The sequence below is a fragment of the Streptomyces sp. TRM64462 genome (genome assembly GCF_013362995.1).
Classification (GTDB): domain Bacteria; phylum Actinomycetota; class Actinomycetes; order Streptomycetales; family Streptomycetaceae; genus Streptomyces.
Map to the genome: position 1 here is coordinate 1 of NZ_JABWDV010000125.1, position 10,231 is coordinate 10,231.

10 protein-coding genes are annotated in these 10,231 nt (G+C 74.3%); 2 read left to right on the forward strand and 8 right to left on the reverse strand.

All coding sequences use genetic code 11. From position 1 onward, the window contains the following. The coding region (locus HTZ82_RS05845) for a pectinesterase family protein (protein WP_175408197.1) at positions 1-997 on the forward strand (997 nt) is incomplete at its 5' end. On the opposite strand, the gene HTZ82_RS05850 is transcribed toward HTZ82_RS05845, so the two are convergent. The 7 genes from HTZ82_RS05850 to HTZ82_RS05880 form a co-directional block, all read right to left on the reverse strand. Continuing rightward, positions 994-1,395, reverse strand: coding sequence for a hypothetical protein (locus HTZ82_RS05850; RefSeq protein WP_175408204.1), 402 nt, complete (start codon positions 1,393-1,395; stop codon positions 994-996). The two genes, HTZ82_RS05845 and HTZ82_RS05850, sit on opposite strands and share 4 nt — an antisense overlap. A gap of 132 nt (positions 1,396-1,527) precedes the next feature. Next, positions 1,528-2,976, reverse strand: a complete 1,449-nt coding sequence (locus HTZ82_RS05855) for a penicillin-binding protein 2 (protein WP_175408198.1) — start codon at positions 2,974-2,976, stop codon at positions 1,528-1,530. A 64-nt stretch (positions 2,977-3,040) separates the two neighbouring features. Continuing rightward, on the reverse strand, positions 3,041-3,667 hold the full coding sequence (locus HTZ82_RS05860) for a response regulator transcription factor (RefSeq protein WP_217623714.1): 627 nt from the start codon (positions 3,665-3,667) through the stop codon (positions 3,041-3,043). Between the two features lie 29 nt (positions 3,668-3,696). Further along, positions 3,697-4,974: a histidine kinase gene (locus HTZ82_RS05865; RefSeq protein ID WP_309235329.1), complete on the reverse strand. Its 1,278-nt coding sequence runs from the start codon at positions 4,972-4,974 to the stop codon at positions 3,697-3,699. Continuing rightward, complete coding sequence (locus HTZ82_RS05870) at positions 4,971-5,951, reverse strand: hypothetical protein (protein ID WP_175408199.1); 981 nt, start codon at positions 5,949-5,951, stop codon at positions 4,971-4,973. The genes HTZ82_RS05865 and HTZ82_RS05870 overlap by 4 nt, the downstream gene beginning before the upstream one ends. A gap of 148 nt (positions 5,952-6,099) precedes the next feature. After that, entirely contained in the window at positions 6,100-6,585 is a 486-nt protein-coding gene (locus HTZ82_RS05875) for a GNAT family N-acetyltransferase (protein ID WP_175408200.1), read from the reverse strand. Further along, on the reverse strand, positions 6,585-7,355 hold the full coding sequence (locus tag HTZ82_RS05880; protein ID WP_175408201.1) for an IclR family transcriptional regulator: 771 nt from the start codon (positions 7,353-7,355) through the stop codon (positions 6,585-6,587). The genes HTZ82_RS05875 and HTZ82_RS05880 overlap by 1 nt, the downstream gene beginning before the upstream one ends. A gap of 125 nt (positions 7,356-7,480) precedes the next feature. Here HTZ82_RS05880 and HTZ82_RS05885 point away from each other — a divergent pair, with 125 nt between their 5' ends. Continuing rightward, entirely contained in the window at positions 7,481-9,010 is a 1,530-nt protein-coding gene (locus tag HTZ82_RS05885; RefSeq protein ID WP_175408202.1) for an aldehyde dehydrogenase (NADP(+)), read from the forward strand. 111 nt (positions 9,011-9,121) lie between these two features. Here the strand turns inward: HTZ82_RS05885 and HTZ82_RS05890 are convergent. Continuing rightward, positions 9,122-10,231, reverse strand: a 1,110-nt coding sequence (locus tag HTZ82_RS05890; protein ID WP_175408203.1) for a PP2C family protein-serine/threonine phosphatase, incomplete at its 5' end; no start/stop codon positions are given.

A 10,231-nucleotide genomic window follows, 5' to 3' on the forward strand; every position in this document is an offset into this window, starting at 1 on the left:
GCTCAGCGGCCGCACGCTGTACGTCGACCCGCACGGCCGCGGCGACCACCGCACCGTTCAGGCAGCCGTGGACGCCGCGGGGCCCGGGTACACCCTGGTCCTCGCCCCCGGCACGTACCGCGAGCTGGTCAGCGTCGGCACCGCCCGCCCCGGCCTCACCCTCATCGGCGCGAGCGGCGACCCGCGCGACACCGTCATCGTGTACGACAACGCCGCCGGCACCCCGAAGCCCGACGGCTCGGGCACCTACGGGACCACCGGTTCCGCGACCACCACCGTCCGCGCCGAGGGCTTCACCGCCTGCCGCGTCACCTTCGCCAACGACTTCCTGCGCGCCGACCACCCGGACATCACCGGCACGCAGGCCGTCGCCATCAAGGTCATGGGGGACCGTTCGGCGTTCTTCCACTGCCGGTTCCTCGGCCACCAGGACACGCTCTACGCCGACACGGTCTCGGCGTCCGTCTTCGGGCGGCAGTACTTCTCGCACTGCCACGTCGAAGGCGACGTCGACTTCGTCTTCGGGCGCTCCACCGCCGTGTTCGAGCACTGCCGGTTCCACACCCTGGCCCGGGACGTCGGCTTCACACCGAAGGGCATGGTCTTCGCGCCCTCCACGGTCCGCGCCAACCCGTACGGCTACCTCGCCGTGAAGTGCGGGTTCACCAGCGGCGCCGAGGACGGGGCGTACAAGCTGGCCCGGCCGTGGGTGCCGAGCTCCGACACCACGGCGTGGCCGTCGCTGGTCGTACGGGACAGCCGGATCGGCCGCGGCATCGACGCCGTCGCGCCGTACACCAACATGCGGGAGCAGTTCCCGTGGCAGGAGCAGCGGTTCGCCGAGTACCGCAACTCCGGGCCCGGCGCCACGATCCACGTTCCGGACAACCGGCCGCAGCTCACCCCGGCCGCCGCCGCGTCCGCGACCCGCGAGACGTACCTGGGCGACTGGCGCCCCTGGTCCGACGCCGCAGCCCGCGGACACCACCTCCGCTAGGCGCGAAAGCCACCTGCCCCAGGGGCGGCCGCCCGCGTCTCGTACCGCAGCGCCGCCCAGGTCGCCGCCGCGCCCAGGCCCTCCCACAGGCCCACGCCCAGGAACCCGGCCGGGGCGCGGCCGCCGGCGACGGCGAGCGTGAACACCGCGCACGTCAGCAGCCGGAACGGCACCGTCCAGCGGAAGAACGCCCGCCAGTCCGCCAGCGCCGCCAGCACGTAGTACACGCCCATGTTCACCGCCGCCATCGACGACGCGGTGAGGAACACCAGCGTGTGGTCCCCGTCCGCGCGTCCCGTCCCGGGTATGGGCTCGAAGCCCATGACTGTCAGCAGCACGTCCGGTGCGAGCAGCCCCACCGCGCCCAGCGCCGTCGCGAGCAGCCCGAAGACCGCCATGGTCCAGCCGGACAGGGAACGGGGACGGGACGACAGCCGGCGGAGCGACAGCACGGGACCTCCAAGGGGCGGAAAGCGGCAGGGGGTTGATCCTTGAACAACAGCCCCCTGCCTACCATCCGCCTCGCCGCGTCACTTCAGCGCCGCCGCCATCATCTTCTTCGCCACCGGCGCCGCGAGCCCGTTACCGCTCACCTCGGCGCGCGCCGCGTCCGAGTCCTCGACGAACACCGCGACGGCGACCTCCTTGCCGGTGCTCGCGTCCTTCGCGTACGACGTGAACCAGGCGTACGGCTTCTCGCTGTTGTTCACGCCCCGCTGCGCCGTACCCGTCTTGCCGCCGACCTCGGCGCCGTCGATCCGGGCGTTGCTGCCCGTACCGTCCTCGACGACCGTGACCATCGCGGACCGCAGCTGCTCGGCGGTGGACGACGACATGATCCGGCGCGTCTCCCCGTCCGCGAACTCCTCCAGGGCGTTCCCGTCCGCGTCGACCACCTTCGTCACCATATGCGGCGCCGCCAGCTCCCCGTCGTTGGCTATGGCCGCCGACACCATGGCGATCTGCAGCGGCGTCGCCGTCACATCGAACTGGCCGATGCCCGACAGACCGGTCTGCGCCCGGTCCATGCCCGTGGGGTACACGCTCGGGTAGGCGCGCACCGGCACGTCCTGCTCCTTGTCGTTGAAGCCGAACTTCTCCGCCGTCGCACGCACCTTGTCCTGCCCCAGATCGACGGCCATCTTCGCGAAGACGTTGTTGCAGGAGTAGCGCAGCGCCGTTCGGATCGACGCGTTCTCGCAGGGCGCCGACGGATTCTCGTTCCTCAGCACCGTCCGCGTCCCCGGCAGCGTGTACGGGTTCGGGCTCGCCGTCGGCTCGTCCACGGAGCCGTACAGACCGTCCTCCAGCGCCGCCGCCGCGACGACCAGCTTGAACGTGGACCCGGGGGCCACCGGCTGCCGGATCGCCCGGTTCACCAGCGGCTTGTCCTCGTCCTGTGCCAGCTTCTTCCAGGTGTCGCCGTCCGTGGACCCGGCGATGGCCGAGGGGTCGTACGACGGCGTGCTGACCATGCCGAGGATCCGGCCCGTCCCCGGGTCGATCGCGACGGCCGCGCCCTTCTTGTCGCCGAGCGCCTCGAACCCGGCCTTCTGCACCGCCGGATCGATGGTCGTCAGCACGTCGCCCGGCTCGGTCTGCTTGCCGGTCAGCGCGTCCACCGGGTTCTTGAGGCGCGGGTCGGTGCCGCCCAGGACCTTGGAGTAGATGCCCTCCAACTGGCTGGCTCCCAGGAGCTGCGAGCTGTACCCGGTGACCGGCGCGTACAGCGCTCCGTCCGTGTAGGTCCGCTTGTACGCGAGGTCGCCGCTCTTCGTCCGCACCGAGCCGGTGACCGGCGAGCCGGCCACGACGATGTCGCCGAGCGGCTGCGCGTACTGCGCGATCACGTTCCGCCGGTTCTTCTTGTTGTCCGCCAGGGCCTTCGCTTCGTACGCCTGCACCCAGGTCGCCCGCAGCAGCAGGGCGAGCACCAGCAGCAGGGAGAAGACGGCCGCTCTTCTGATCGTCTTGTTCATCCCGTACAGAGGACGAAGGGGGCCGTGCCGGGCGTTCCGGCGGGCCGTCCTTCTCAGGGAATCCTCATCCGGGCGTGATGAACCCCGACTCGTACGCCGCGATCACGGCCTGCGTCCGGTCCCGCGCGCCCGTCTTCGCCAGGACCGCCGCCACATGCGTCTTCGCCGTCGCGGGGCCCACGTGCAGCCGCCCGGCGATCTCCGCGTTCGTCAGCCCCTGCGCCATCAGCCGCAGCACGTCCGCCTCCCGCTCGGTGAGCCGCGCCACCCAGGCGGCGGCCGGGGCGCCGCCGGCCCGCCCGGGAGCCCCGTGCGCGGCGGCGAGGCCGCGCAGCGCCGCCGGGTACAGCAGCGAGTCGCTCCGGGCGACCAGCCGTACCGCGTCCACCAGGTCCTCGGCGGCCGCCCGCTTCAGCAGGAACCCGGCCGCGCCGACGCGCAGCGCGTCGTACACGTACTGGTCGTTCTCGAAGGTGGTGACGACGACGATGCGGGGCGGGTCGGTGAGCGACGCGAGGAGCTGCTCCGTGGCGCGTATGCCGTCGATCTCCGGCATGCGCACATCCATCAGGACGACGTCGGGCCGCAGCTCCCGTACGACGGACACGGCCTCGGCGCCGGTCGCCGCCTCGCCCACCACCTCCAGGTCGGGCTCGGCGTCCAGGATGACCCGCAGCGCGGTCCGCACCATCCGCTCGTCGTCGGCGAGCACCACGCGGATCACCGGCGGACCCCCGCGTCGCGCAGCGGGAGCCGCACGGAGAGCCGCCAGGCCGTCCCGTCGGCCACCGGGCCCGCGGCGGACCGGCCGCCGAGCAGCGCCGCACGTTCCGCGACGCCCCGCAGGCCGCGGCCGCCGCCGGGCCGTACGACCGGTGCGCGGCCCTCTTCGGGCAGCGGGTTCTCCATCGTGACCTCCAGTTCGTCGTCCGTCGCGCGCAGCCGCAGCGACACCGGCGCGGCCCCGCCGTGGCGCAGGGCGTTGCTGAGCCCCTCCTGCACGATCCGGTACACCTCCCGCGACACCGGCTGCGGCACGGCCGCCGCCGGATCGCCCGCCTGCTCGCACGTCACCTTCACGCCGGAGTGCGCGAGCAGCACGTCCAGCGCCTCAAGGCCGGGACCCGGCAGCTCCCCGTCGTCCTCGCCCTGCCGCAACAGGCCCAGTACGGAGTCGAGTTCCCCGACCGTACGCCGCGCCGTCCCCTCGATGGCCGTCAGCGCCTCCCGGACGAACCCCACATCGGGCTCGGGCGCGTCCAGCACCCGGCGCGCCGCCCCCGCCTGGAGCGTGACGGCGCTCAGCGCGTGCCCCACCGAGTCGTGCAGCTCCCGCGCCAGCCGGTTCCGCACCGCGAGCTCCGCCGCGCGCCGCTCCGCCGCCGCGAGCCGGTCCGCGGGCGTCGGGCCCAGCAGCACCGGGGCCTGTCGCGCCAGCAGCGCCCCCGCGCCGGCGGAGGCCGCGGCCAGCGCCACCAGCATCAGCAGCCCCGCCGGTACGCCGAGCATCACCCACCACGGGGCGTCCAGCCCGTACCGGCCGCTCAGCGCCGACCGGCGCAGGTCCGCCGAGAACGGCAGGGCCATGACCGTCAGCGCGAACGGCGGCAGCGCCAGCGACGCCCCGCTGACCAGCCCGCCCAGGCCGACGTGCAGCGTGACCCAGCCGGCCGTGCGCGCCCGCGCCGCGCACGACTGTGCGGGCCCCTCCGCGAACCGGTCCGCCGCGACCCCGCACAGCGGCCGCGCCACGCCCACCGACATCGGACGGGCCAGCGGGAACAGCGCCGAGACGGCGGCCAGCGGCAGCGCCAGCGCGTACGCCCCGAACTGCAGTGGGGGCGAGCCCCCGAACATGCCGCCGTTCAGTCCCGTGAACAGCGACAGGACCACCGAGCACAGCAGCCAGTACGGCATCAGCATCGCGCCGCCCAGGATCAGATGGACCCAGCGGAGCCTGGCCCGCTTCCCGAACAGCGCGTTCCACGCCCTTCTCACGTGGCGCGCCTCCGCAGGAAGACCGCCACGCAGCAGGCCAGTACCGTCCCCGTGATCATCTCGCCAGCGTAGGTGAGGGTCAGCAGCGCCGTGGGCTCCTTCGCCGCATCACTCACCGGGGCCAGCGCGGACAGCAGCAGCCAGCCGCCCCAGCAGGCGACCGCGCCCGAGCCCGTCCAGGCCAGGGCCAGCGGCACCTTCACCGGCAGCGGGCGGCCCCGGCGGAACACCAGCAGCAGGGTGCCGGCCACGGCCGCCGCCGCGTACAGCGCGCGTGCGGCCTCCAGGACCTGGAAGTCCGGCGTGGCCTCCGCGATCTGCGCGGGCGTCAGCCCGGCCGTCATGCCGGACGCCCAGCCGATGTGCAGCCCGGCCGGTACCAGCAGCGCCAGCGAGGCCGCGAGCGCGACGCCCCGCAGCACGGGGCCGGACACGGAGGCGGACAGCTCCCACACGGTGCCGCGCCACAGCCGGGCCCACCGCCCCCGCGCGTACCGCACGAACAGGGCGCCGAGCGCGAGGCCCTGCACGATGAACCCGCCGTAGACGACCGGGAAGACCCAGGCGTCGAGGAACGGCTCCGACGGCCGCGTCGCGAGCGGCTGCCCGCCGCCCACCGCCTCGGCCACGAGCTGTGCGGGGAACCCCACCATGATCGGCACGAGCAGCCCGGTCGCCACCCACATGGGGAACGCGAGCAGCCCGGCCCGCACCCTCATGCCCCACCTCTGGGTGAGCAGCAGCGCCAGCACGATCACCGCCGCGTCCATCAGGACGGTGACCCCGTTCGCCACCGCCACCAGCGCGGGCCGCTCCAGCAGGACGCTGCCTTCGGGGATGCCGACGCGGCTGCCCGAGAGCCAGGCGGTCTTCAGCGCCAGGTACGGCGCGCAGGACGCGATCGCGACAGCGCGCAGCACGCGCGCGGAGCGGTCGGGCGCGAGGCGGGGGAGGGCGGGGAGCGGGGTCGTCGTCATGCCCCCAGGCTCCCGGCCGTGCCCTGCCCGCCGCCTCCTGCGCGGCGACGATCCGCCTCCGCCGCACGGCGGAGACGGACCCCGGGCGGGCGGGCCGAAACCCTTAGGGGCCGGGCTCAGCCGGCCCAACGGGCCCGGCCAGCCGGGCTCAGTCCCTGAGCGTGAGGAGCACCTCGTCCGTCTCGGCGCCGCGCCCGTGCGCCCAGCCGCGGTCGTGGCCCGTGACCGTGAACCCGCACTTCTCCAGGACGCGGACCGAGCCCGCGTTGTCGGCCGCCGCGCGCGCGTGGAGCGGCCGTTCGGGCACCAGGTCCAGCAGCGCCCGCAGGACGGCGGTCGCCACGCCCCGGCCCCAGTACGCGCGGTCGATCCAGTACGTGACCTCCCGCTCGCCCGGCGGCCCGTACACGGCCGCGTGCCCTACGACGGCGCCGTCCGCCAGCACCGTACGGTTCACGTCGTCCGAGGCGAGGACCCGCGACCAGTGCGCGTCGAACCGGGCGCGGTCGGCCGGGTCCTCGGGCGTGAACGCGGCCATGCGGGCCGCCTCGGGGTCCCGCATGAGCGTGAAGAAGCGGTCGAGGTCCGATGCGAGGACCGGCCGCAGCGTCACGGTGACCGGCGCCGTCGTCATCAGAGCCTCCGGGTGGCGAGCGTGAGCCGGTCGCGGGCGTCGAACAGGGCGTCCTTGATGGTCTGCTCGTGGGCGGGCGTGAGCCGGGCCACCGGCACCGAGCAGCTCAGGGCGTCGCGGGCGGGCGTGCGGTACGGGATGGCGACGCCGAAGCAGCGCAGGCCCAGCGTGTTCTCCTCGCGGTCCACGGCGTACCCCTGCTCGCGGACGGTGTGCAGCTCCTCGATGAGCCGCTCGCGGTCGGTGAGGGTGTGCTCCGTGAGCGCGGGCAGGGTCTCGGGCAGCAGCTTGCGGATCTGCTCGTCGCTGTACGTGGCGAGCAGCGCCTTGCCGAGGGACGTGGAGTGCGCCGGGAGCCGGCGTCCGACCCGGGTGAAGGGCCGCAGGTAGTGCTGGGACTGGCGGGTGGCCAGGTAGACGACGTTGGTGCCGTCGAGCCGGGCCAGGTGGATGGTCTCGGTCGTGTCGTCGGAGAGCCGGTCCAGGGTCGGGCGTGCGGCCGCGACGACCTCGTCGCCGTCGATGTAGGAGGTGCCGACGAGGAGGGCCCGCACGCCGATCCCGTACCGTGTGCCGGTCGCGTCGGTCTCCACCCAGCCCAGTTCGACGAGGGTGCGCAGCAGCATGTACAGGCTGGACTTCGGGTAGCCGACGGCCTCCTGCACGGCGGCCAGCGAGTGCATGCCGGGACTCCCGGCGAAGTACTCGAGCAATTCCACCGTACGGACCGCGGACTTGACCTGCGCTCCGCCGGATTCGGCAGCAGACATCGCTCTTGACCCCTTCAGACGCCCGTTAATAGAGTTCCCGCACCTTCATTCATCATCAGGAACGCCGTTCAGAATACCGAACGGACCCAGGACGCACAGTCTGCACAGTCTGAGAGGACGCCGCGGTGTCAGCAGCACAAGTCTGGAGTGTCGACCCCCGAACCGGGAAGCAGCGTGAGCGGGTTGCGGTGGAGGCCACGGCCGCCGACGTCGACCGCGCCGTACGGGCCGCGCACGACGCCCGGGCCGCCCTCGCCGACCGCGCCGTACGGGCCGCGTTCCTGCGGAGCGCCGCGGCGTGCCTGGAGGCGGCCAAGGACCGTCTGGTCGAGACGGCCGACGCGGAGACCGCCCTCGGCGTGCCCCGCCTTCCCGGCGAACTCGCCCGCACCTGCTACCAGTTGCGGGCCTTCGCGGACCTCGTCGACGAGGGCGCGTTCCTGGATGTGATCATCGACCACCCGGACGACACGGCCACGCCCCCCATCCCGGACCTGCGCCGCTACAAGGTCCCGCTGGGCGTCGTCGCCGTGTACTCCGCGTCCAACTTCCCCTTCGCGTTCTCCGTGCCCGGCGGCGACACGGCCAGCGCCCTGGCCGCGGGCTGCCCGGTCGTCGTGAAGGCCCACCCCGACCACCCGGCCACCTCCGAGCTGGCCGCCTCCCTGCTGCGCGAGGCCGCAGCCGAGCACGGTGTCCCCGAGGCGGTCGTCGGTCTGGTCCACGGCTTCGACGCGGGTGTCGAGCTGGTCCGCCATCCGCTGGTCGCGGCCGCCGGCTTCACCGGCTCGGTACGCGGCGGCCGGGCGCTCTTCGACGCGGCGGCCGCCCGCCCCGTACCCATCCCGTTCCACGGCGAGTTGGGCTCCCTCAACCCGGTCGTGGTCACCGAGGCCGCGGCGGAGGAGCGCCCCGACGAGATCGGCGCGGGCCTCGCGGGTTCCATGACGCTGGGCGTCGGCCAGTTCTGCGTCAAGCCCGGCCTGGTCCTGGTGCCGTCGGGCGGCGCGGGCGACCAGCTCGTCAAGTCCCTGACGGACGCGGTGGGCCGGGTGGCGGACGGCGTGCTCCTGGACCACCGGATGCGCGACAACTTCGTCGCGGGCGTCGCCGAGCGGGCCGCGCTCCCGGACGTCGACGCCCCGGTGAGCCCGGGCGCGGGCGGCGCGCACACGGTGGCGGCGGGCTTCCTGACGGTCCCGGCGGCCCGCCTGGCGGCGGAGGGCGCCCACGACCTGCTCCTGGAGGAGTGCTTCGGCCCGGTGACGGTCGTGGCACGGTACGCGACGGAGGCCGAGGTCACGCAGGTCCTGTCCCGCCTCCCCGGCAACCTGACGGCGACGCTCCACCTGTCGTCGCGGGAGGCCGAGGGCACCGGCTCGGGCGCCGCGCTCCTGGCCGAGCTCACCCCGCTCGCGGGCCGCGTCCTCGTCAACGGCTGGCCGACGGGCGTCGCCGTCGCCCCCGCCCAGCACCACGGCGGCCCGTACCCGGCCACCACGTCCACCTCGACCTCGGTCGGCGGCACGGCCGTCGAGCGGTGGCTGCGCCCGGTGACGTACCAGTCCACCCCGGCGCCGCTCCTCCCGCCGGAGCTGCGCGACGAGAACCCGCTCCGCCTCCCGCGCCGCGTGAACGGCCGCCGCGAGAACTGACGCGGCCACCGCGAGAACCCCCCTCGGCCACCGCGAGAACTGACCGCGGCCGCCGGCCCCGCCCCCTTCCACGTACGGGGGCGGGGCCGGCGCGCGTACACCGTCGGCCGCTCAGCCGACGCGTACCGCCAGCAGGCAGGCGTCGTCGTCGTGGGGCGCCCGGCCGTACTCCTCCGTCAGCCGGTCGATCACCCGCTGCGGCGCCGTGGTGCCCGTCGACGCCAGGCGCCGCGCCAGCGCCTCCACCCCCTCGGTGATGTCCTGGCCCCGCCGCTCCACCACGCCGTCCGTGTACAACAGCAGCAGATCGCCCGCGGACAGCGGCAGCTCGGCCGTCTCGTACGGGTGTTCCGGGAGCACACCCAGCAGCGGCCCCCTGTGGTCGCTCGGCAGGGCGAACGCTTTCCCGTCGCGCAGCAGCAGCGGCGCCGGATGCCCGGCGGACGCCCACCGCAGCACCCGGTCGGAGCCGATATGGCCGACCACCATGGTCGCCGTCGCGGCGGTGGGATCGCCGCACACCAGCTCGTTCAGCCAGCTCGTGATGTCACCGGCGCTCGCGCCGAGCTGGGCCAGGCCCGCCATGGCGTACCGCTGCTGCGCCATCCGCGCCACCGCCTCCAGCCCGTGGCCCTGGGCGTCGCCCACCGCGATGAGCGCCCGCCCGTCGGGCTGGCGGCGGCACTTGTACCAGTCGCCGCCCACGGCCGCGTCCGCCTCCGCCGGAAGGTAGGCGGCCGCCGCGCTGACACCCAGCTCCGCGAGCCCCTGCGAGTACGTGGGCAGCACCGCCTCGCGCAGCACCGACGCCACGTGCCGCTCCGCCTCCGCCTGCTGCCGCAGCTGCCTGGCCTCCGTCTCCTTGGCCACCAGGCGGCGCCGGCTGCGCATCTGCGGCGTCAGATCGCGGGCCACCATCTGCACCGCCCACGGCCGCCCGTCCGTCCCCGCCACCGGCCGCCCCAGCAGGTCCACCGTCCGCACCTCGCCGACGACGTTGAACCGGATCCGCGTCCACGCCGGCTCCTCACCGGCCAGGATCGAGGCGAGGAACTCCCCGAACGCCCCCACATCCCACTCCAGCACCGCGTCGCACATCTCCAGCAGCGACCACGGCAGCTGCGGATCGGCGCGGAAGACCCGCTGCATGCCCTCCGACCACGACACCGTGCCCGACAGCAGGTCCTGGGTCGTGTCCGCAAAGTCCCGTCTGCCGGTCGG